Origin of the sequence: Enterobacter nematophilus (genome assembly GCF_026344075.1) — a bacterium.
GTDB lineage: Bacteria > Pseudomonadota > Gammaproteobacteria > Enterobacterales > Enterobacteriaceae > Enterobacter > Enterobacter nematophilus.
The window spans coordinates 215,931-236,926 of the sequence record NZ_JAPKNE010000004.1 but is presented as its reverse complement, the minus strand read 5'-3'; the positions used below and the strand labels follow the sequence as shown (position 1 = coordinate 236,926).

Sequence of the window (20,996 nt, the reverse complement as noted above, 5' to 3'; positions counted from 1 at the left end):
TATGTGCGGCCTGATGCCCTCACCCTGGCCCTCTCCCACGGGGAGAGAGGACAAACATAAAACACGGCAACCGAGGTTGCCGTTTTGCTTTTATTTCGCAATACGCTTGTACTTAATACGCTTCGGCTCCAGCGCGTCTGCGCCCAGCGTGCGTTTTTTGTACTCTTCGTATTCGGTGAAGTTACCTTCGAAGAACTCCACTTTACCTTCGTCCTGGTAGTCCAGGATGTGGGTCGCGATACGGTCCAGGAACCAGCGGTCGTGCGAGATAACCATCGCGCAGCCCGGGAACTCCAGCAGGGCGTTTTCCAGCGCGCGCAGGGTTTCAATGTCCAGGTCGTTGGTTGGTTCATCGAGCAGCAGAACGTTACCGCCCACCTGCAGCAGCTTCGCCAGGTGCAGACGACCGCGCTCGCCGCCGGACAGCTCGCCCACGCGTTTGCCCTGGTCGGTGCCCTTGAAGTTAAAGCGGCCAACGTAGGCGCGGCTTGGCATCTCGGTGTTGCCGATACGCATGATATCCAGGCCGCCGGAGACTTCTTCCCACACGGTTTTGCTGTTGTCCATCGCATCACGGAACTGGTCAACGGACGCCAGCTTCACGGTCTCACCCAGGGTGATAGAGCCGCTGTCAGGCTGCTCCTGACCGGACATCATGCGGAACAGGGTGGATTTACCCGCGCCGTTCGGACCGATGATGCCGACGATAGCGCCTTTCGGTACGGAGAAGCTCAGGTCGTCGATCAGCACACGGTCGCCGTAGGACTTACGCAGGTTGCTGACTTCAACCACTTTATCCCCCAGACGCGCTCCAGGTGGAATAAACAGTTCGTTGGTTTCGTTACGTTTCTGGTATTCGGTGTTGTTCAGCTCTTCAAAGCGTACCAGACGGGCTTTGCCCTTGGACTGACGGCCTTTCGCGCCCTGACGCACCCACTCCAGCTCTTTCTCGATAGACTTACGGCGGGCCGCTTCCTGAGAAGCTTCCTGCGCCAGACGCTGATCTTTCTGCTCCAGCCAGGAGGAGTAGTTACCTTCCCACGGAATACCTTCACCGCGGTCCAGCTCCAGGATCCAGCCTGCGACGTTGTCGAGGAAGTAACGGTCGTGGGTAATTGCCACCACGGTGCCTTCGAAGTCGTGCAGGAAGCGCTCCAGCCAAGCCACGGATTCCGCATCCAGGTGGTTGGTAGGTTCGTCGAGCAGCAGCATGTCTGGCTTTTCCAGCAGCAGGCGGCACAGCGCCACGCGGCGGCGCTCACCACCGGAGAGATTCGCGATTTTCGCATCCCAGTCCGGCAGACGCAGGGCATCCGCCGCGCGCTCCAGCTGCACGTTCAGGTTGTGACCGTCGTGCGCCTGGATAATCTCTTCATATTTGCCCTGCTGAGCGGCCAGTTTGTCGAAGTCCGCATCCGGCTCGGCGTATTTGGCATACACTTCATCCAGACCTTTCAGCGCGTTAACCACTTCGGATACCGCTTCTTCAACGGATTCACGCACGGTGTGTTCCGGGTTCAGCTGAGGTTCCTGCGGCAGGTAGCCGATCTTGATGCCTGGCTGCGGACGGGCTTCACCTTCGATGTCTGTATCGATGCCGGCCATGATGCGCAGCAGGGTGGACTTACCGGCACCGTTGAGACCCAGGACACCGATTTTTGCGCCCGGGAAGAAGCTCAGCGAGATATTTTTAAGAATATGACGTTTCGGCGGGACAACTTTGCCGACACGATGCATGGTATAAACGAATTGAGCCACGTGGACTTCGCCTCTTTTATCGTAATGAGAAGGAATTTCAGCCTCGAAGTGTAGCCTTTTTCACGCCCTAATCCCAGCCAGGAACATCGGGAGTGTTAAAACGCGCAAGAAAGGTAAAAAAGTGTCCATGACGTGGCGCGTTGCAGGATGCCTGGTTAGCATAAGTTGTTGTGACTTTGACGTGGCAAGACGCTGCAATTGACGAAAAAACAATGAGGAAGAGCTTGTGGAAAAAGCCAAACGGGTGGTCTGGCGTCTGCTGGCTGCCAGCGTATGCGTAATGGCGGTAAGCCAGGCGGTGCATGCCGATTCACTGGATGAACAACGTAACCGCTACGCCCAGATTAAACAGGCGTGGGACAACAAGCAGATGGATACCGTCCAGGCGCTGATGCCGACGCTGAAGGATTATCCGCTGTATCCGTACCTGGAGTATCGCCAGATTACCGACGATCTGATGAACCAGCCGACCGTCACCGTGAATAATTTCATTCAGGCGAACCCGACCCTGCCGCCTGCCCGAAATCTCCAGTCTCGTTTTGTGAATGAGCTGGCGCGGCGTGAAGACTGGCGCGGTCTGCTGGCGTTTAGCCCCGACAAGCCGAATACCACCGAAGCGCAGTGTAATTACTACTATGCGAAATGGGCGACCGGACAGCAGGAAGAGGCCTGGGCCGGAGCGAAAGATCTGTGGCTGACCGGCAAAAGCCAGCCGAACGCCTGTGATTCCCTGTTCGGCGCATGGCGCGCTTCCGGCAAGCAGGATCCGCTGGCCTACCTTGAGCGCATCCGCCTGGCAATGAAAGCCGGCAACACGCGTCTGGTGACCGCGCTGGCAGGGCAGATGCCGTCCGATTACCAGACGATCTCCTCGGCGGTTATCGCGCTGGCAAACGATCCGAACAGCGTCCTGACCTTTGCCCGCAGCACGGGCTCGACCGATTTTACCCGCCAGATGGCGGCGGTGGCTTTTGCCAGCGTGGCGCGTGACGATGTCGAAAACGCGCGGCTGATGATCCCGCAGCTGGTGCAGGCGCAGCAGCTGAATGAAGATCAAACCCAGGAGCTGCGCGACATCGTGGCCTGGCGACTGATGGGCACGGACGTGACCGACGAACAGGCCCGCTGGCGAGACGATGCCATTATGCGTTCGAACTCCACGTCGCTGGTGGAACGCCGCGTGCGCATGGCGCTGGGCACCGGCGACCGCCGTGGCCTCAACACCTGGCTCGCGCGTTTGCCAATGGATGCCAAAGAGAAAGACGAATGGCGCTACTGGCAGGCGGATCTGCTGCTGGAGCGCGGTCGTGAAGACGAAGCCAAAGATATTCTTCACTCGCTGATGCAGCAGCGTGGGTTCTACCCGATGGCGGCGGCGCAACGGCTGGGCGAGGAGTACACGCTCAGGATAGACAAAGCGCCCGCTAATGCGAACCCGGCGCTGACGCAGGGGCCAGAGATGGCGCGCGTTCGCGAGCTGATGTACTGGAACATGGATAACACCGCGCGCAGCGAGTGGGCCAACCTGGTGACCAGCCGCACCACGGATGAAAAAGCGCAGCTTGCCCGCTATGCGTTTGATAATCGCTGGTGGGATCTGAGCGTGCAGGCGACGATTTCAGGGAAGCTGTGGGACCATCTCGAAGAGCGTTTCCCGCTGGCGTATAAAGATCTGTTTGACCGCTACACCAGCGGCAAAGATATCCCGCAAAGCTACGCCATGGCGATTGCTCGTCAGGAGAGCGCCTGGAACCCGAAAGTTCGTTCCCCGGTGGGGGCCAGCGGTCTGATGCAGATTATGCCGGGCACGGCTACGCACACGGTGAAGATGTTTAACATCCCTGGGTACAGCAGCCCGTCACAGCTGTTGGATCCGGATACCAACATCAACATCGGTACCAGCTACCTGCAGTACGTCTATCAGCAGTTCGGCAATAACCGCATCTTCGCGTCGGCGGCGTATAACGCCGGTCCGGGCCGCGTGCGCACCTGGCTTGGCAACAGCGCTGGACGCATTGACGCGGTGGCGTTCGTTGAGAGCATTCCGTTCTCGGAAACGCGCGGCTACGTGAAGAACGTGCTGGCCTATGACGCCTACTATCGCTACTTCATGGGGCAGAAAGATACCCTGATGAGCGATGCCGAGTGGCAGAGACGTTACTGATCTGCGTGGGTTGTGTTATGCTGTACTCGCTAATGAGTACAAGAGGCAGCATAACATGACCCAGCATTCCCCGTATTCCTCGGCAATGGCCGAACAGCGTCACCAGGAGTGGCTTCGTTTTGTGGAGCTGCTTCGCCAGTCTTACGAGCAGGATTTGCACCTGCCCCTGATGCAGCTGATGCTCACGCCGGACGAGCGAGAGGCGCTGGGCACGCGCGTGCGGATCATTGAAGAGCTATTACGCGGTGAGATGAGCCAGCGCGAGCTGAAAAACGAGCTGGGCGCGGGCATCGCGACGATCACCCGTGGATCGAACAGCCTGAAGTCTGCGCCGGTTGAGCTGCGCCAGTGGCTCGAGTCAGTCTTATTGGGCGATCAACGATAAATCGCGTTATGAAACGGGCTCAGCGCCAGGATCACCGCCTGATGGTAAACCCCTGAACGCGTGAGCTTACCCGCCGTAAAGACGCCAATCGCCCCTTCTTTACGCCCAATCTCATCAATGCCGGTGTACTGTGACATCACCGGCCCGAGCGCTTCACCTGCGCGGACTTTTTCCAGAATGATTTCCGGCAGCGGCAGGGTGGCTGAGCGCGCTTCGCCGCGCTGCTCGCGGCTTTCAATCACCACCCAGCTAAAGGTTGCGCCTTCGTCGATGCCTGCTTCAATGGCGACCCAGAAGTCAGCCTTCGGGGCCGCGGCTTTGGCATTTGCCACGCGATTTCGTGCGCCAGCGCGCGTTTCCTCGCTGCCAAACGGCTGTTCAGGTACGCCACTCTCGACGCCGATGGCCTCAATATGGCAGGATCCTTCGCCGAAAATCTCTTCAAAAGCCTTTAGAATTGCCTGAATTTTGGCAGGATTGGTGGTAGCAGAGACAACATGGTGCATAATTAAGCTCGATTCAAAAAAACTCATCGCAGTATAACGGAAAAAAAGCATGTTACAGGTATACCTTGTTCGCCACGGTGAAACGCAGTGGAACGCCGAGCGACGTATTCAAGGACAGTCAGACAGTCCTCTCACCGAGAAGGGTGTGCAGCAAGCGTGGCAGGTGGCAGAGCGTGCCAGAACGCTGGGCATTACCCACGTTATCACCAGCGATTTAGGCCGCACACAGCAGACGGCGCGCATCATCGCAGACGCCTGCGGCTGCGACGTGATGCTTGAGCCGCGCCTGCGCGAGCTGGATATGGGCGTGCTGGAAAAGCGCCATATTGACACGCTAACGGAAACGGAAGAGGGCTGGCGCCGCACGCTGGTGAACGGTACCGAAGATGGCCGTATCCCTGAAGGGGAATCCATGCAGGAGCTGAGCGTCCGTATGCATGCCGCACTGGCGGAATGCCTCAAGCTTCCGGCAGGCAGCCGTCCGCTGCTGGTGAGTCACGGTATCGCCCTGGGCTGCCTGGTGAGCACCATTCTGGGGTTACCGGCTTACGCCGAGCGTCGGTTGCGCCTGCGCAACTGCTCCATTTCCCGGATTGATTACCAGGAAAGCGCATGGCTGGCGTCGGGTTGGGTCGTGGAGATGGCAGGGGACATTTCGCATCTCGATGCCCCTGCGCTTGATGAACTGCAGCGTTAGCGACGGATCGGAATCAAGAATTCCATACGCAGATTGATTGGGCCTTCTTCCGGTTTGGCATCCTGCGCCGGGTAGTAGCGCTCGATATCCTGACCTTTACGGCGATTCAGATTCAGCATTGGCATGCAGGTCCCGTAAACGGTCAGGATAAACTCCTGGACGCCCGTTCCTAAACCCTCGTATGAGAACATCACATACTCGCCGCCTTCCAGTACGACAGATTTAGAGCCCTGAATGTAGCCGTTGGCCATGTCTGGAGTGAGGGCGGTGGTGTAAAACACCTCCTGCTCGTCGTCTTTTTCCTGGCTTGGATGCGTTTCGTTGAGGCCATACAGGATCGGCGGGATGGCCGGCGCATGGCTCAGGAAATCGCGCCAGAACTGGACGCGCATCTGATGACGGAACTCAGAAATCTGCTCCAGAGAGCAGGAGTAGCTCTGGGTTGTACCGATCAGATGGGTTTCTGGCAGAGTGACCATTTCGTATTTCGGCATCGCGAACTCGCCCAGACGCAGCGGCGGACGCATACCAAACGAGCTCCAGTCAGGCGAGCGGCGATAGAGCGCTGGCGTCAACGAGAACTGTTTTTTAAAGGCGCGGGTGAAGGTCTGCTGCGAATCAAAACGGTACTGCAGGGCAATATCCAGAATTGGCCGCGCGGTCAGGCGCAATGCCACCGCAGATTTTGATAAACGACGTGCGCGAATATAGGCCCCGATAGCATGACCGGTGACATCCTTGAACATCCTTTGCAGATGCCACTTGGAATAGCCCGCTTTAGCCGCCACATTATCCAGTGACAAAGGCTGGTCGAGATGACCTTCCAGCCAGGTGAGCAGGTCGCGAATAATTCCAGCCTGATCCATATACTATCCTCATCCTTAAAACAGCAGGTGCCTGATAACAGGTTAGCGGATAATAGCATTTTTTGATGTTTTAGCATTCAGTGTTTTTTTTGCGCATTAATGCCTTTTCTCCCTCGTTTTGGGTGAATATATTCTAATCCTGTGATCTTGCTACATTTTTGACTAACGTGTTGAATAATTGCTCAATGCAATTTTAAAGAATGGTAACAATATGAAATACAAGACTTTGCTTCTTACTGCCCTGTTGTTGGTAGCGGGCCGTGCGGCGCAGGCGGAACAGATTGGTTCTGTCGATACCGTGTTCAAAATGTTCGGTCCGGACCACAAAATCGTGGTAGAGGCGTTTGACGACCCGGACGTGAAAAACGTCACCTGCTACGTCAGCCGCGCGAAGACGGGCGGTATTAAAGGCGGCCTGGGGCTGGCGGAAGACACTTCCGATGCGGCAATCTCCTGTCAGCAGGTGGGGCCGGTTGAGCTGAGCGATAAAATCAAAAACGGCAAAGCGCAGGGCGACGTGGTATTCCAGAAACGGACCTCGCTGGTATTTAAAAAGCTGCAGGTGGTGCGTTTCTATGATGCCAAACGCAATACCCTGGCCTACCTGGCGTATTCCGACAAAATGGTGGAAGGGTCACCGAAAAACGCGATCAGCGCGGTGCCGATTATGCCGTGGCATTAATAAAAAAACGGCGCAAATGCGCCGTTTTTTCATGCGTTAACTGCGGGATTACTCCTGCAGATCACCGCAGAAACGGTACCCTTCGCCGTGGATAGTGGCGATGATTTCCGGCGTATCAGGCGTCGATTCGAAATGCTTACGAATGCGACGGATGGTCACGTCTACGGTACGGTCATGAGGCTTCAGCTCACGGCCGGTCATTTTCTTCAGCAGCTCTGCACGGGACTGAATTTTGCCCGGGTTTTCGCAGAAGTGCAGCATCGCGCGGAATTCACTGCGCGGCAGTTTATACTGCTCACCGTTCGGGCTAATCAGCGAACGGCTATTGATATCAAGTTCCCAGCCGTTGAATTTGTAGCTGTCGACGCTACGACGCTCTTCGCTGACCGTGCCCAGGTTCATGGTGCGGGACAGCAGGTTGCGTGCACGAATGGTTAACTCGCGAGGGTTGAACGGTTTGGTGATGTAGTCATCCGCACCGATTTCCAGGCCAAGAATTTTATCAACTTCGTTATCACGGCCCGTCAGGAACATTAACGCGACGTTCGCCTGTTCACGCAGTTCGCGCGCCAGCAGAAGACCGTTTTTGCCCGGCAGGTTGATATCCATGATCACCAGGTTGATATCATTTTCAGAAAGGATCTGATGCATCTCTGCGCCATCGGTCGCTTCAAAGACATCGTAGCCTTCTGCTTCGAAAATGCTCTTTAACGTGTTGCGTGTTACCAACTCGTCTTCAACGATAAGAATGTGCGGGGTCTGCATGTTTGCTACCTAAATTGCCAACTAAATCGAAACAGGAAGTACAAAAGTCCCTGACCTGCCTGATACATGTCGCAAATTAACATGATCGGCTTAACGTGACTAAAGTACGTAATTGCGTTCTTGATGCACTTTCCATCAACGTCAACAACATCATTAGCTTGGTCTTGGGTACTTTCCCTTTGGACCCGACAGTGTCAAAAACGGCTGTCATCCTAACCATTTTAACAGCAACATAACAGGCTAAGTGACACCAGACACCCAATAAAACTACGCTTCGTTGACATATATCAAGTTCAATTGTAGCACGTTAACAGTTTGATGAAATCATCGTAGCCGAATGCTAGCCTTTGTCACAATTTTTCAATAAACCAACTAGTTGCGGAGATTGATTTATAAACGAAGCGAATCCAATCAGAATAGGGTATTCATGTTGCCATTATCATTATAAAACATAGGGATAATAGGCTTCTGTTAACATTCTAACTGATTGTTCAGACACAAAATAGTTTAGCGTCTTTAATTTGTTATGAAACGCTATTTCGGTGATTTGTGTTGCAAATTTGTAAATTCGTGCCGCGTAATATGTTGAAGTGCATCACATTTTTACCCGCTAACTGATTAAAAAGAGAGCATAAATGCATCTGTCGATTGTACTGGTCGCCCCAGCCAGAGCCGAAAATATAGGCGCTGCGGCGCGTGCCATGAAGACCATGGGTTTTACCGATTTACGTATTGTGGACAGCACTGCGCACCTGGAGCCTGCCGCCCGCTGGGTGGCGCACGGTTCGGGGGATATTCTCGATAATATAACGACTTACGCTACGCTTGCCGACGCGCTGCACGACATTTCATTTACCGTTGCCACCACAGCACGCAGCCGGGCGAAGTTCCACTACTACGCCACGCCTGCTGAACTGGTGCCCATGCTGGAAGAGAAAAGCCAGTGGCTGGAGAAAGCCGCGCTGGTATTTGGTCGCGAAGATTCCGGGCTCACCAACGAAGAGCTTGAGCTGGCGGACGTACTTACCGGGGCGCCGATGGTAGCCGATTATCCTTCCCTGAATTTAGGCCAGGCGGTCATGGTCTATTGCTATCAATTAGCTTCCCTAATGCAAATCCCCCAACCCCAGGCTGAAGCCGCCAATGAAAATCAGCTGGCCGCGCTTCGTGCTCGCGTGGAGAGTCTGTTATCGAGCCTTGGCGTTGCGGACGATCAAAAAATGGCCGACTGGCTTCAGCAGCGCCTTGGACGTCTTGAGCAGCGGGATACCGCCATGTTGCACCGTTTGCTGCACGATCTTGAAAAAAAATTGGCCGAGTAAAATGCTGTCATAAGTTTTTACTATGGCGAAATGGTCTGTCGTGGAGGGTTGCAGTTGGGGGATTCGGATGAAAATAAAACGGCACGCAGCGTGACGTGAACGTCCGCGGAATTGTGATCAAATTAAAAATTCATTGACTTAAGGTGCCCGATCCTTTAACCCTAAAAGAATACAGCACAGACAGATAATAATGACAGAGTACACAACATCCATGAAACGCATCAGCATCACCACCATTACCACAACCATCATCATTACCACAGGTAACGATGCGGGCTGACGCGTACAGGAAAAACAGAAAAAAGCCCGCACCTGAACAGTGCGGGCTTTTTTTTCGGCTAAAGGAAACGAGGTAGAACCATGCGAGTGTTGAAGTTCGGCGGTACATCAGTGGCAAATGCAGAACGTTTTCTGCGTGTTGCCGATATCCTGGAGAGCAACGCCAGGCAGGGGCAGGTTGCGACCGTGCTCTCTGCCCCGGCAAAAATCACAAACCATCTGGTGGCGATGATTGAAAAGACCATCGGTGGCCAGGATGCACTCCCGAACATCAGCGATGCCGAGCGTATCTTCGCCGAGCTGCTGCAGGGGCTGGCAGAGGCGCAGCTTGGTTTCCCGCTCGCGCAGCTGAAGTCCTTCGTTGAGCAGGAATTTGCTCAAATTAAACATGTGCTGCACGGCATCAGCCTGCTGGGCCAGTGCCCGGACAGCGTCAACGCGGCGCTGATCTGCCGGGGCGAAAAACTCTCCATCGCCATCATGGCGGGCGTGCTGGAAGCGCGCGGCCATAGCGTGACCGTTATCAACCCGGTTGAGAAACTGCTGGCGGTGGGCCACTACCTCGAATCTACCGTTGATATTGCCGAATCAACCCGCCGTATTGCCGCGAGCAAAATCCCCTCTGACCATATGATCCTGATGGCGGGCTTTACCGCCGGAAATGAGAAGGGTGAACTGGTGGTGCTGGGCCGTAACGGCTCCGACTACTCTGCCGCCGTGCTGGCCGCCTGTTTACGCGCGGACTGTTGTGAGATCTGGACTGACGTCGACGGCGTCTATACCTGTGACCCGCGCCAGGTGCCGGACGCCAGGCTGCTGAAGTCGATGTCGTATCAGGAGGCGATGGAGCTTTCCTACTTCGGTGCCAAAGTGCTTCACCCGCGTACCATCTCCCCAATTGCCCAGTTCCAGATCCCTTGCCTGATTAAAAACACCGGTAACCCGCAGGCGCCGGGCACGCTGATTGGCGCCAGCAGCGATGAAGATGGCCTGCCGGTGAAAGGCATTTCCAACCTGAACAACATGGCGATGTTCAGCGTCTCCGGTCCGGGGATGAAGGGGATGGTCGGCATGGCGGCGCGCGTTTTTGCGGCCATGTCACGCAACGGTATCTCGGTGGTGCTGATCACCCAGTCCTCTTCCGAGTACAGCATCAGCTTCTGCGTGCCGCAGATCGACTGCCTGCGCGCCCGCCGCGCGCTGGAAGAAGAGTTCTATCTGGAGTTGAAAGAGGAACTGCTGGAGCCGCTCTCCATTCAGGAGCGCCTGGCCGTGATCTCCGTGGTCGGCGACGGTATGCGCACCCTGCGCGGTATCTCCGCCAAATTCTTTGCCGCGCTGGCGCGGGCCAATATCAATATCGTGGCGATTGCCCAGGGCTCGTCCGAGCGTTCAATCTCCGTGGTGGTGGACAACGATGACGCCACTACCGGCGTGCGCGTGGTTCACCAGATGCTGTTCAACACCGATCAGGTCATCGAGCTGTTCCTGATTGGCGTGGGCGGCGTCGGTGGCGCATTGCTGGAGCAGGTGAAGCGCCAGCAGGAGTGGCTTAAGAAAAAGCATATCGACCTGCGCGTCTGCGGGATTGCCAACTCCAGAGCGCTGCTGACCAACGTTCACGGCCTTAACCTGGAGAACTGGCAGGCAGAGCTGGAAGAGGCGAAAGAGCCGTTCAACCTGGGGCGCCTGATCCGCCTGGTGAAAGAGTATCACCTGCTTAACCCGGTGATCGTCGACTGTACCTCGAACCAAGCGGTGGCTGACCAGTACGCCGATTTCCTGCGCGAAGGCTTCCACGTGGTGACGCCGAACAAAAAGGCTAATACCTCGTCGATGGATTACTATCACCAGCTGCGCCTGGCGGCGAGCAAGTCGCGCCGCAAGTTCCTGTACGACACTAACGTCGGCGCCGGCCTGCCGGTTATCGAAAACCTGCAAAACCTGCTGAACGCGGGTGACGAACTGCAGCGTTTCTCCGGCATTCTCTCCGGCTCCCTGTCGTTTATCTTTGGCAAGCTGGATGAGGGCATGAGCCTCTCGGAAGCCACCCGCGCCGCGCGCGAGCTGGGCTACACCGAGCCGGACCCGCGTGACGATCTCTCCGGTATGGACGTGGCGCGTAAGCTGCTGATCCTGGTGCGTGAGACGGGGCGCGAGCTGGAGCTTTCCGACATCGTGATTGAACCCGTGCTGCCAGCCGAATTTGACAGCAGCGGCGATGTCAGCACCTTTATGGCGAATTTGCCCCAGCTTGACGATGCCTTTGCCGCACGCGTTGCGAAAGCCCGTGATGAAGGTAAGGTATTGCGCTATGTTGGCAACATTGAAGAAGATGGCGTGTGCCGGGTGAAGATTGCCGAAGTGGATGGCAACGACCCGCTGTACAAAGTCAAAAACGGTGAAAACGCCCTCGCGTTTTACAGCCACTATTATCAGCCATTGCCGCTGGTGCTTCGCGGCTATGGCGCAGGGAACGATGTTACGGCGGCGGGCGTGTTTGCCGATCTGCTGCGTACCCTGTCATGGAAGTTAGGAGTCTAACATGGTCAAAGTTTATGCCCCGGCTTCCAGCGCCAATATGAGCGTCGGATTTGACGTGCTGGGTGCGGCGGTGACGCCGGTGGACGGTTCACTATTGGGCGATACGGTCACGGTGGAAGCGGCAGAGAGCTTCAGCCTGAATAACGTGGGCCGCTTCGCCAGCAAGCTGCCGTCCGACCCGCGCGAGAATATCGTCTATCAGTGCTGGGAACGCTTCTGTCAGGAGATCGGCAAAAAGGTGCCGGTTTCTATGACGCTGAAAAAAAGTATGCCGATTGGCTCGGGGCTGGGCTCCAGCGCCTGCTCGGTGGTCGCCGCGCTGGTGGCGATGAACGAACACTGCGGCAAGCCGCTGAACAACAGCCGCCTGCTGGGGCTGATGGGCGAGCTGGAAGGGCGCATCTCCGGCAGTATTCATTACGATAACGTGGCGCCGTGCTTCCTTGGCGGTATGCAGCTGATGATCGAAGAAAATGGCATCATCAGCCAGCAGGTGCCAGGGTTTGACGAGTGGCTGTGGGTGCTGGCGTATCCGGGCATCAAGGTTTCTACCGCGGAAGCGCGTGCGATCCTGCCTGCGCAGTATCGTCGCCAGGACTGTATCGCCCACGGGCGTCATCTGGCGGGCTTTATCCACGCCTGCTATACCCGTCAGCCGCAGCTGGCGGCGAAACTGATGAAAGACGTCATTGCCGAGCCGTACCGCACGAAGCTGCTGCCCGGCTTCAACGAGGCGCGACAGGCTTCAATGGATATCGGCGCGCAGGCGTGCGGCATCTCCGGCTCCGGCCCGACGCTGTTCGCCCTGTGCGATAAGCCAGACACCGCGAAGCGCGTGGCGGACTGGCTCTCTAAACACTACCTGCAAAATCAGGAAGGCTTTGTTCATATTTGCCGTCTGGACACGGCTGGCGCACGAGTACTGGGATAATTAATGAAACTCTACAACCTTAAAGATCATAACGAGCAGGTCAGCTTCGCGCAGGCGGTAACTCAGGGGCTGGGAAAAAACCAGGGGCTGTTTTTCCCGCATGACCTGCCGGAATTTCAGCTGACCGAAATTGATGAACTGCTGAAGCAGGATTTTGTCACCCGCAGCACCAAAATTCTTTCTGCATTTATCGGCGACGAAATCCCGCAGGAGCTGCTGGAAGAGCGCGTGCGCGCGGCGTTTGCTTTCCCGGCTCCGGTTAAGCAGGTGGAGCCTGACGTCGGCTGTCTGGAACTGTTCCACGGCCCGACCCTGGCGTTTAAAGATTTCGGCGGCCGCTTTATGGCGCAGATGCTGACCCACATCAGCGGCGACAAGCCGGTAACCATCCTGACCGCCACCTCCGGCGATACCGGCGCGGCGGTGGCCCACGCGTTCTACGGCCTGAAAAACGTCCGCGTGGTGATCCTCTATCCGAAAGGCAAGATCAGCCCGCTGCAGGAAAAACTGTTCTGCACCCTCGGCGGCAACATTGAAACCGTGGCGATCGACGGCGATTTCGATGCCTGCCAGGCGCTGGTCAAGCAGGCGTTCGATGATGAGGAGCTGAAGGCTGCGCTGGGGCTGAACTCGGCGAACTCCATCAACATCAGCCGCCTGCTGGCGCAGATTTGCTACTACTTCGAAGCGGTGGCTCAGCTGCCGCAGGAAGCGCGCAATCAGCTGGTGGTTTCCGTACCAAGCGGTAACTTTGGCGACCTGACGGCGGGCCTGCTGGCGAAATCTCTCGGTCTGCCGGTAAAACGCTTTATCGCCGCCACCAACGCCAACGACACCGTGCCGCGCTTCCTGAAAGACGGCAAATGGGCACCTAACGCCACGCAGGCGACGCTGTCCAATGCCATGGACGTGTCACAGCCGAACAACTGGCCGCGCGTGGAAGAGCTGTTCCGCCGCAAGGTGTGGCGTCTGGGTGACCTGGGCTACGCTGCGGTGACGGACGAAACCACCAAAGCCACCATGCGCGAGCTGAAAGCGGTGGGCTACACCTCTGAGCCGCACGCGGCAATTGCGTACCGCGCGCTGCGCGACCAGCTTAACCCGGGTGAATATGGCCTGTTCCTGGGCACCGCGCATCCGGCGAAGTTCAAAGAGAGCGTGGAAGAGATTCTGGGCGAAACGCTGCCGTTGCCAAAAGAGCTGGCCGAGCGCGCCGACCTGCCGCTGCTGTCTCATGAGCTGCCGGCGGATTTTGCCGCGCTGCGTAAGCTGATGATGACCCGCGCGTGATTGTGTTGCCCGGTGGCGGCTTCGCCTTACCGGGCCTACAACGACGAACTTATCGTAAGCCGGATAAGCGCAGCGCCACCCGGCTTTTTTTGTGAAGAAATTAAGGAGAAAAATAGCAGGTAAAAAGCAGAAATTCCCAATAAATGCGGTCACTTAGCGTTTAGGATTGCAGAGAATAACATCCCCGGTTCCCCTCGCGTAATCTCCTTACATCGGCCCACGTTGGGCAAGAATCATAAGGAGTCACCGATGTCTAAACTGAAACCTGCGCTGATTGCGCTTTCACTGATGCTGGTCGCTCCCATGGCGGTACAGGCATCTGAAATTACTCTCGTACCTGCGGTCAAGCTGCAGATTGGCGATCGGGATAATAATGGACATTACTGGGACGGCGGCCGCTGGCGCGACCACGACTGGTGGAAGGCACATTATGACTGGCGCGATAACCACTGGCGCCCGCACGATGAACGTCGCGATCGTGATGACCGACACGACCATCATCACGACGACCACCGTCCGGGACCGGACTGGAAGCACCATTAACGCAAAACCCCGCCAGCAGGCGGGGTTGTGTTTTACTGCTCGTGGCGCTTAAACACCAGCTCGCCTTTCCCCGACGCCTCTTCGTCAAAGAAATACCCTTCACTGTTAAACCCGGTCAGCTGCTCCGGCTTCGTCAGGCGGTTCTGTATGATGTAGCGGCTCATCAGGCCACGCGCTTTTTTAGCGTAGAAGCTGATGACCTTGAACTTGCCGTTCTTCTCATCAAGGAAGACCGGCTTAACGATCTCCGCGTTCAACTTTTTCGGCTTCACCGACTTGTAGTACTCATCGGATGCCAGGTTAACCACCACGTTATCGCCCTGAGCATGCAGCGCCGCGTTCAGCTTGTCGGTAATGATATCGCCCCAGAAATGGTACAGGTCTTTGCCTTTGGCGTTTTCCAGGCGAATCCCCATCTCCAGACGATATGGCTGCATCAGATCCAGCGGGCGCAGCACGCCATACAGGCCCGACAGCATGCGCAGGTGCTGCTGGGCAAAATCAAAGTCGGCTTCGCTAAAATCTTCCGCCTGCAGGCCGGTGTAGACGTCGCCCTTAAACGCCAGGATCGCCTGGCGCGCGTTGGCGGGGGTGAAATCCGGGTGCCACTCGTGGAACCGGGTCGCGTTCAGGTCCGCCAGCTTGTCGCTGATGCTCATCAGCGAGGCGATTTGCGGCGCAGAGAGCTTGCGCGCTTCGCGGATCAGCTGTTGCGAATAGTCCAGCAGTTCTGGCTGGGTATAACGCTCGGTGGCGAGCGGGCTCTGGTAGTCGAGCGTCTTTGCAGGTGAAATCAGAATCAGCATATCCAGTCCTTGCAGGAAATTTAGAGCGACTTTAACAAAAAATCGCCCTGAATTGATCGATAGCTGTTATCGCCGGGGCAAATCATCCCAGGTGCCGGGGGCAAGCTGGGACTGAATTTCGGGATAGCGTGCGGCATCAAATACCGGAGGAACGCCCAGCTTGCGCTGGCGAAGATAATCCCTGGCAATCAGGTTAACAACGGGCGAGAGCAGCAGGATCGCCGTCAGGTTCGTGATTGCCATTAGCGCCATAATGACATCCGCCAGCTGCCAGACCAGCGGCATATTCAGAAGGGAGCCCGCGATCACCATCAGTATCACGCCCAGGCGAAGCAAAAGGATGGCCGGACGAGAGTCGAATTTCAGAAAGATAAGGTTATTTTCGGCGTACAGATAATTCACCACAATCGAACTGAAGGCGAACAGCATCAGAATGAGCGAGACAAATCCCGCCCCCCAGCCACCGGTAAGGTTCACCAGCGCCTGCTGGAGAAATTGGATCCCGACGGCGTCCGAGGCATGAGGCACCGGGCCGGCCAGCAGAAGGATCATGGCGCTGGCGGAACAGATAATAACGGTGTCCATAAAAACGCCTATCATCTGCACGATACCCTGCGCTGCGGGGTGCGGTGGCCAGGAAGAGGCGGCCGCGGCGGCGTTGGGAGTGGAGCCCATCCCGGCTTCATTGGAGAACATGCCTCGCTGAAAACCTGCCATCAGCGCCTGGCTCACGGTGTAGCCCAGCGCGCCTGACGCTACCTCACGCCAGCCAAAGGCGCTTTTAAAGATGGTCGCAATCACGCCCGGAACCTGGTCGACATGCAGCGCAGCGACGACCAGGCTCGCGGCAACCCAGAGCAGCGCCATGATGGGAACCAGCCACTGCATCAGGCGGGCAACGCCTTTCAGGCCGGCAGAAATGGTGAACAAAACAAAGAGGGCTAAAACGATGCCGGTGATCCACTCCGGGCAGGAGAAGGTATAGCGCAGGGCGTGGGCGACGGAGTTTGACTGCACGGTATTAAAGATAAGACCGTACGCGAGCAGTAAAAAAAGCGAGAAGAGAACGCCCATCCAGCGCATTCCTAAGCCACGCGCCATATACCAGGCCGGACCGCCGCGGAACTGCCCGTTTCTGTCTTTCTCTTTATAGAGCTGTGCCAGCGAACTTTCGGCAAAAGAGGTCGCCATTCCGAGAAGCGCCGTGACCCACATCCAGAACACCGCGCCTGGCCCACCGGCGCTGATGGCCAGCGCAACGCCCGCCAGGTTTCCGCTACCGAGGCGGGCAGCCAGGCTGGTACACAGCGCCTGAAACGACGTTAATCCGCCCGGCTGGGGCGTGACGCTGTTTTTCAGACTTCTGCCAAATTTGCGAATATAGCGAAACTGGATAAACCCACTGCGTAGCGTAAACCAGATACCTGCTCCCAGAAGCAGGTAGATCATAATCGAACCCCAGAGGACTTCGTTTATAAAGAAAAAGAAATCAGGCATTAACGTCCCTCTTGTTGATGCCAACGTGAATATGTAAGCGCTACCACTGATTGGGCATGCTGTTGCTTAGCAGCCTGTTAATATTCTGAGTTTATCATACTCTGCCTAAGCGCACTGTCTGCGGTTGCGCTACCCCTCCGTCGTGTTATCATCAGGGCAGACCGGTTACATCCCCCTAACAAGTAAACCTGTCATTTTTCCGCTGCAGGCATGCTGTCGGTAGCGTGAATTATCCAGGGCACGTTAAAAGAGAAACACTATCATGACGGATAAATTGACCTCCCTTCGTCAGTTCACCACTGTCGTAGCTGACACCGGAGATATCGCGGCAATGAAGCTGTACCAGCCGCAGGATGCCACAACTAACCCTTCTCTGATCCTTAACGCCGCACAGATCCCTGAGTATCGCAAAGTGATTGACGAGGCTGTGACCTGGGCGAAAGCGCAGAGCAATGACCGCGCGCAGCAGGTTGTGGATGCTACCGATAAACTGGCAGTGAACATCGGTCTGGAAATTCTGAAACTGGTTCCGGGCCGCATCTCTACCGAAGTGGATGCTCGTCTCTCCTACGACACCGAAGCGTCAATCGCGAAAGCAAAACGCCTGATCAAACTGTATAACGACGCGGGCATCAGCAACGACCGTATCCTGATCAAACTGGCGTCGACCTGGCAGGGCATTCGCGCTGCAGAGCAGCTGGAAAAAGAAGGCATCAACTGTAACCTGACCCTGCTGTTCTCCTTCGCGCAGGCGCGTGCGTGTGCGGAAGCAGGCGTGTACCTGATTTCTCCGTTCGTGGGCCGTATTCTGGACTGGTACAAAGCCAACACCGACAAGAAAGAGTACGCGGCGTCTGAAGATCCAGGCGTGATTTCCGTGACTGAAATCTACGAATACTACAAACAGCACGGCTATGAGACCGTGGTTATGGGCGCAAGCTTCCGTAACGTGGGTGAAATCATCGAGCTGGCCGGCTGTGACCGTCTGACCATCGCCCCTGCGCTGCTGAAAGAGCTGGCAGAAAGCGAAGGTGCTATCGAGCGTAAGCTGTCTTACACCGGCGAAGTGAAGGCGCGCCCGGAGCGCATCACCGAATCCGAGTTCCTGTGGCAGCACAACCAGGATCCAATGGCTGTAGACAAACTGGCGGACGGTATCCGTAAGTTTGCTATCGACCAGGAAAAACTGGAAAAAATGATCGGCGACCTGCTGTAATCATTCTGCGTGACCGGGCTCCCGGTCACGCGTCTTCTTCTGATCTCTGTCTGAATTTTCCCTCTGCGTGTATCATTCCCTTTAATCAGTACTTTTTGAATGGAATGGATATGAATACCTTACGCATCGGCTTAGTGTCGATTTCTGACCGCGCCTCCAGCGGCGTTTACCAGGATAAAGGCATCCCCGCTCTGGAAGCGTGGCTGGCAAGCGCGCTGACCACCCCGTTTGAGATCCAGACTCGCCTGATCCCGGACGAGCAGCCGATCATCGAGCAGACCCTGTGTGAGCTGGTGGATGAGATGAGCTGTCACCTTGTGCTGACCACGGGCGGAACCGGCCCCGCGCGCCGCGACGTGACGCCGGACGCGACGCTGGCTATTGCCGATCGTGAAATGCCGGGCTTCGGCGAACAGATGCGCCAGATCAGTCTACACTTTGTCCCGACGGCAATCCTTTCCCGCCAGGTGGGAGTGATCCGCAAACAGGCGCTAATACTGAACCTGCCGGGGCAGCCAAAGTCGATCAAAGAGACGCTGGAAGGATTAAAAGCCGAGGACGGCAGCGTCATCGTGCACGGCATATTTGCAAGTGTACCGTATTGTATACAGTTGCTTGACGGGCCGTACGTGGAAACTGACGACAAAGTGGTAGCAGCATTTCGTCCTAAAAGCGCACGTCGCGAGACAATCTCCTGAAATTAACTAAAATGTGACATTAGCGCCAGCCGCAGTAGCGTGTAAATGGATTTACGATATAGTAATTTTTTCTTTACGATTGATGTAAAAAATAATCCACAACACATGCACAATGGTTCGCTATGTCACATAACACCCGACCTCTGAATCGACAGGACTACAAAACGCTTACGCTCGCCGCCTTAGGCGGCGCGCTGGAGTTTTACGACTTCATCATCTTTGTCTTCTTCGCCGCCGTAGTGGGGGCGCTCTTCTTCCCGGCGGATATTCCGGAATGGCTGCGTCAGGTGCAAACCTTCGGCATCTTTGCTGCCGGGTATCTGGCGCGTCCGCTGGGCGGCATCGTCATGGCCCACTTTGGCGATCTTGTCGGGCGTAAGAAGATGTTTACCCTGAGCATTCTGCTGATGGCCGTGCCGACGCTGGCCATCGGCCTGCTGCCCACCTATGCCTCCATGGGCATTCTCGCCCCGCTATTGCTACTGCTGATGCGCATTCTTCAGGGCGCGGCCATCGGCGGGGAAGTGCCGGGGGCCTGGGTGTTTGTGGCGGAGCACGTTCCTGCCCGCCGCATCGGGATCGCCTGCGGAACGTTAACGGCGGGGCTGACCGTCGGGATCCTGTTGGGGTCGGTGGTGGCGACGATAGTCAACACCAGCATGACGCAGCAGGCCGTGCACGACTGGGGCTGGCGTATTCCGTTCCTGCTGGGCGGGGCGTTTGGTCTGGTGGCAATGTACCTGCGCCGCTGGCTGCAGGAGACGCCGATTTTCCTCGAAATGCAGCAGCGTAAAGCGCTGGCGCAAGAGCTGCCGGTCAAAGCCGTTGTGGTGCGTCATAAAAAAGCGGTGGTGGTGTCGATGCTGCTCACCTGGCTGCTGTCGGCGGGCATCGTGGTGGTGATTTTGATGTCGCCGGTGTGGCTGCAGAAGCAGTACGGTTTCGCCCCTGCCGTAACCTTACAGGCAAACAGTATCGCGACAATCATGCTCTGCTTTGGCTGTCTGGCCGCCGGGCTGGCGGCGGATCGTTTCGGTGCCAGCCTGACCTTCATCGTCGGCAGCCTGCTGCTGGCCGCGTCGAGCTGGGCGTTCTACCATCTGGCGGGCACGCATCCTGAACAGCTGTTCCTGCTGTACGGCATCGTGGGGCTGTGCGTGGGCGTAGTGGGTGCCGTGCCTTACGTCATGGTGCGCGCCTTTCCGCCGGAGGTTCGCTTCACCGGGATCTCGTTCTCTTATAACGTCGCGTATGCCATTTTCGGCGGGCTGACGCCGATTGTGGTCACGGTGATGATGGGGGTGTCGCCGATGGCGCCTGCCTGGTATGTACTCGCGCTCTCGCTGATGGGGCTGGGATTAGGCGTTTGGCTTCGTCAGGCGGGGGAATATCGTGCCCGCGAGGCGGGCACGACAGAGGGATCAGTGTTTTTCACCAATAGGTAAAATGGTGCGGTCAAACTGTTCGTTCAGCACTTCACCCATTGCCAGGTAGATAGCGCTTGCGCCGCACACCAGACCAATCCAGCCTGCGACGTGAACAATGCCTTCGTTATCCGCCAGGTGGCCAATCGCCAGCAGGGCGAACAGCACGGTCAGGCTCAGGAAGACGAACTGCAGCGCGCGGTTGCCTTTCAGGGTGCCGAAGAACATGAACAGGGTGAAGATGCCCCACAGGCCCAGGTAGACGCCCAGGAAGTGGGCGTTTGCCGCGTCTGCCAGGCCCATTTTCGGCATCAGCAGGATGGCGACCAGGGTAAGCCAGAACGAGCCGTAAGAGGTGAAGGCGGTTAAGCCGAAGGTGTTGCCTTTCTTATATTCCAGCAGGCCCGCGAAGATTTGCGCGATACCGCCGTAAAAAATGCCCATCGCCAGGATAATGCCGTCCATCGGGAACATCCCGATGTTGTGTAGGTTCAGCAGAATGGTGGTCATGCCAAAACCCATCAGGCCCAGCGGAGCCGGATTAGCCAACTTAGTGTTGCCCATAAGTCCTCAAAAAAATCATCATTAATATGGTGAAATGGTTAAACCCGCGTCAATTCTCC

At 56.5% G+C, this 20,996-nt stretch carries 21 protein-coding genes and 1 other annotated feature; of the genes, 14 read left to right on the top strand and 7 right to left on the bottom strand.

The genetic code is table 11. The annotated features are described in order from the left end of the window. Nucleotides 1-90 precede the first annotated feature (90 nt). A complete protein-coding gene (gene ettA, locus OSH03_RS13615; protein WP_266179308.1) occupies nucleotides 91-1,758 on the bottom strand; it encodes an energy-dependent translational throttle protein EttA in 1,668 nt (555 codons plus the stop codon). A gap of 226 nt (nucleotides 1,759-1,984) precedes the next feature. On the opposite strand from ettA, the gene sltY reads away from it, so the two are divergent. Together sltY and trpR are read left to right on the top strand one after the other, a co-directional pair. After that, on the top strand, nucleotides 1,985-3,922 hold the full coding sequence (gene sltY / locus OSH03_RS13610) for a murein transglycosylase (RefSeq protein WP_061099292.1): 1,938 nt from the start codon (nucleotides 1,985-1,987) through the stop codon (nucleotides 3,920-3,922). A 55-nt stretch (nucleotides 3,923-3,977) separates the two neighbouring features. Then, complete coding sequence (gene trpR, locus OSH03_RS13605; RefSeq protein ID WP_061099291.1) at nucleotides 3,978-4,307, top strand: trp operon repressor; 330 nt, start codon at nucleotides 3,978-3,980, stop codon at nucleotides 4,305-4,307. Here the strand turns inward: trpR and yjjX are convergent. Further along, nucleotides 4,298-4,813, bottom strand: coding sequence for an inosine/xanthosine triphosphatase (yjjX, locus tag OSH03_RS13600; protein ID WP_041911281.1), 516 nt, complete (start codon nucleotides 4,811-4,813; stop codon nucleotides 4,298-4,300). The genes trpR and yjjX overlap by 10 nt on opposite strands. A 49-nt stretch (nucleotides 4,814-4,862) precedes the next feature. On the opposite strand from yjjX, the gene gpmB reads away from it, so the two are divergent. Then, nucleotides 4,863-5,510: a 2,3-diphosphoglycerate-dependent phosphoglycerate mutase GpmB gene (gene gpmB / locus OSH03_RS13595; protein WP_008502057.1), complete on the top strand. Its 648-nt coding sequence runs from the start codon at nucleotides 4,863-4,865 to the stop codon at nucleotides 5,508-5,510. Here gpmB and robA read toward each other — a convergent pair. Next, nucleotides 5,507-6,376, bottom strand: coding sequence for an MDR efflux pump AcrAB transcriptional activator RobA (robA, locus tag OSH03_RS13590; protein WP_061099290.1), 870 nt, complete (start codon nucleotides 6,374-6,376; stop codon nucleotides 5,507-5,509). The genes gpmB and robA overlap by 4 nt on opposite strands. A gap of 211 nt (nucleotides 6,377-6,587) precedes the next feature. Between robA and creA the strand changes: the two genes are divergently transcribed. Continuing rightward, nucleotides 6,588-7,058, top strand: coding sequence for a protein CreA (gene creA, locus OSH03_RS13585; protein ID WP_266179307.1), 471 nt, complete (start codon nucleotides 6,588-6,590; stop codon nucleotides 7,056-7,058). Nucleotides 7,059-7,106: 48 nt separating this feature from the next. Here creA and arcA read toward each other — a convergent pair whose 3' ends face one another. Beyond that, on the bottom strand, nucleotides 7,107-7,823 hold the full coding sequence (gene arcA, locus OSH03_RS13580; protein WP_003856501.1) for a two-component system response regulator ArcA: 717 nt from the start codon (nucleotides 7,821-7,823) through the stop codon (nucleotides 7,107-7,109). A gap of 95 nt (nucleotides 7,824-7,918) precedes the next feature. On the opposite strand from arcA, the gene yjjY reads away from it, so the two are divergent. The 7 genes from yjjY to OSH03_RS13545 all read left to right on the top strand — a co-directional run bounded on the left by yjjY (nucleotide 7,919) and on the right by OSH03_RS13545 (nucleotide 14,732). Beyond that, nucleotides 7,919-8,059 carry a YjjY family protein gene (yjjY, locus tag OSH03_RS13575; protein WP_085928893.1) on the top strand — a complete coding sequence of 47 codons (141 nt, stop codon included), beginning with the start codon at nucleotides 7,919-7,921 and terminating at the stop codon, nucleotides 8,057-8,059. Nucleotides 8,060-8,458: 399 nt separating this feature from the next. After that, the gene (locus tag OSH03_RS13570) at nucleotides 8,459-9,145 is read left to right on the top strand and encodes a tRNA/rRNA methyltransferase (protein ID WP_266179306.1); all 687 of its coding nucleotides are present in this window, start codon (nucleotides 8,459-8,461) and stop codon (nucleotides 9,143-9,145) included. A 211-nt stretch (nucleotides 9,146-9,356) separates the two neighbouring features. Beyond that, the gene (gene thrL / locus OSH03_RS13565) at nucleotides 9,357-9,425 is read left to right on the top strand and encodes a thr operon leader peptide (RefSeq protein WP_015572623.1); all 69 of its coding nucleotides are present in this window, start codon (nucleotides 9,357-9,359) and stop codon (nucleotides 9,423-9,425) included. After that, nucleotides 9,364-9,481: a sequence feature (Thr leader region), on the top strand. Its footprint overlaps the gene before it by 62 nt. Before the next feature lie 24 nt (nucleotides 9,482-9,505). Beyond that, complete coding sequence (gene thrA / locus OSH03_RS13560; RefSeq protein ID WP_266179305.1) at nucleotides 9,506-11,968, top strand: bifunctional aspartate kinase/homoserine dehydrogenase I; 2,463 nt, start codon at nucleotides 9,506-9,508, stop codon at nucleotides 11,966-11,968. Between the two features lies 1 nt (nucleotide 11,969). Further along, nucleotides 11,970-12,899: a homoserine kinase gene (thrB, locus tag OSH03_RS13555; RefSeq protein WP_266179304.1), complete on the top strand. Its 930-nt coding sequence runs from the start codon at nucleotides 11,970-11,972 to the stop codon at nucleotides 12,897-12,899. A 3-nt stretch (nucleotides 12,900-12,902) separates the two neighbouring features. Then, a complete protein-coding gene (thrC, locus tag OSH03_RS13550; RefSeq protein WP_266179303.1) occupies nucleotides 12,903-14,189 on the top strand; it encodes a threonine synthase in 1,287 nt (428 codons plus the stop codon). 249 nt (nucleotides 14,190-14,438) lie between these two features. Continuing rightward, complete coding sequence (locus OSH03_RS13545) at nucleotides 14,439-14,732, top strand: DUF2502 domain-containing protein (RefSeq protein WP_061099285.1); 294 nt, start codon at nucleotides 14,439-14,441, stop codon at nucleotides 14,730-14,732. 32 nt (nucleotides 14,733-14,764) lie between these two features. Here the strand turns inward: OSH03_RS13545 and yaaA are convergent, their stop codons facing one another. Continuing rightward, nucleotides 14,765-15,538 carry a peroxide stress protein YaaA gene (gene yaaA / locus OSH03_RS13540; RefSeq protein ID WP_061099284.1) on the bottom strand — a complete coding sequence of 258 codons (774 nt, stop codon included), beginning with the start codon at nucleotides 15,536-15,538 and terminating at the stop codon, nucleotides 14,765-14,767. A gap of 66 nt (nucleotides 15,539-15,604) precedes the next feature. After that, on the bottom strand, nucleotides 15,605-17,035 hold the full coding sequence (locus OSH03_RS13535) for an alanine/glycine:cation symporter family protein (protein ID WP_266179302.1): 1,431 nt from the start codon (nucleotides 17,033-17,035) through the stop codon (nucleotides 15,605-15,607). A 262-nt stretch (nucleotides 17,036-17,297) separates the two neighbouring features. Between OSH03_RS13535 and tal the strand changes: the two genes are divergently transcribed. The 3 genes from tal (at nucleotide 17,298) to OSH03_RS13520 (ending at nucleotide 20,394) form a co-directional block, all read left to right on the top strand. Beyond that, complete coding sequence (tal, locus tag OSH03_RS13530) at nucleotides 17,298-18,251, top strand: transaldolase (protein ID WP_266179301.1); 954 nt, start codon at nucleotides 17,298-17,300, stop codon at nucleotides 18,249-18,251. A gap of 110 nt (nucleotides 18,252-18,361) precedes the next feature. Beyond that, nucleotides 18,362-18,949, top strand: a complete 588-nt coding sequence (gene mog, locus OSH03_RS13525) for a molybdopterin adenylyltransferase (RefSeq protein ID WP_061099282.1) — start codon at nucleotides 18,362-18,364, stop codon at nucleotides 18,947-18,949. A 122-nt stretch (nucleotides 18,950-19,071) separates the two neighbouring features. Continuing rightward, on the top strand, nucleotides 19,072-20,394 hold the full coding sequence (locus OSH03_RS13520) for an MFS transporter (protein WP_266179300.1): 1,323 nt from the start codon (nucleotides 19,072-19,074) through the stop codon (nucleotides 20,392-20,394). Here the strand turns inward: OSH03_RS13520 and satP are convergent. Continuing rightward, on the bottom strand, nucleotides 20,371-20,937 hold the full coding sequence (gene satP, locus OSH03_RS13515) for an acetate uptake transporter (RefSeq protein ID WP_266179299.1): 567 nt from the start codon (nucleotides 20,935-20,937) through the stop codon (nucleotides 20,371-20,373). The genes OSH03_RS13520 and satP overlap by 24 nt on opposite strands. Between the last annotated feature and the right edge of the window lie 59 nt (nucleotides 20,938-20,996).

Bases quoted from the DNA above. Each gene is read 5' to 3' on its own strand.
- trpR (WP_061099291.1), top strand. From the start codon at position 3,978: ATGACCCAGCATTCCCCGTATTCCTCGGCAATGGCCGAACAGCGTCAC.
- yjjX (WP_041911281.1), bottom strand. From the start codon at position 4,813: ATGCACCATGTTGTCTCTGCTACCACCAATCCTGCCAAAATTCAGGCA.
- gpmB (WP_008502057.1), top strand. From the start codon at position 4,863: ATGTTACAGGTATACCTTGTTCGCCACGGTGAAACGCAGTGGAACGCC.
- robA (WP_061099290.1), bottom strand. From the start codon at position 6,376: ATGGATCAGGCTGGAATTATTCGCGACCTGCTCACCTGGCTGGAAGGT.
- creA (WP_266179307.1), top strand. From the start codon at position 6,588: ATGAAATACAAGACTTTGCTTCTTACTGCCCTGTTGTTGGTAGCGGGC.
- arcA (WP_003856501.1), bottom strand. From the start codon at position 7,823: ATGCAGACCCCGCACATTCTTATCGTTGAAGACGAGTTGGTAACACGC.
- OSH03_RS13570 (WP_266179306.1), top strand. From the start codon at position 8,459: ATGCATCTGTCGATTGTACTGGTCGCCCCAGCCAGAGCCGAAAATATA.
- thrA (WP_266179305.1), top strand. From the start codon at position 9,506: ATGCGAGTGTTGAAGTTCGGCGGTACATCAGTGGCAAATGCAGAACGT.
- thrB (WP_266179304.1), top strand. From the start codon at position 11,970: ATGGTCAAAGTTTATGCCCCGGCTTCCAGCGCCAATATGAGCGTCGGA.
- thrC (WP_266179303.1), top strand. From the start codon at position 12,903: ATGAAACTCTACAACCTTAAAGATCATAACGAGCAGGTCAGCTTCGCG.
- OSH03_RS13545 (WP_061099285.1), top strand. From the start codon at position 14,439: ATGTCTAAACTGAAACCTGCGCTGATTGCGCTTTCACTGATGCTGGTC.
- yaaA (WP_061099284.1), bottom strand. From the start codon at position 15,538: ATGCTGATTCTGATTTCACCTGCAAAGACGCTCGACTACCAGAGCCCG.
- OSH03_RS13535 (WP_266179302.1), bottom strand. From the start codon at position 17,035: ATGCCTGATTTCTTTTTCTTTATAAACGAAGTCCTCTGGGGTTCGATT.
- tal (WP_266179301.1), top strand. From the start codon at position 17,298: ATGACGGATAAATTGACCTCCCTTCGTCAGTTCACCACTGTCGTAGCT.
- mog (WP_061099282.1), top strand. From the start codon at position 18,362: ATGAATACCTTACGCATCGGCTTAGTGTCGATTTCTGACCGCGCCTCC.
- OSH03_RS13520 (WP_266179300.1), top strand. From the start codon at position 19,072: ATGTCACATAACACCCGACCTCTGAATCGACAGGACTACAAAACGCTT.
- satP (WP_266179299.1), bottom strand. From the start codon at position 20,937: ATGGGCAACACTAAGTTGGCTAATCCGGCTCCGCTGGGCCTGATGGGT.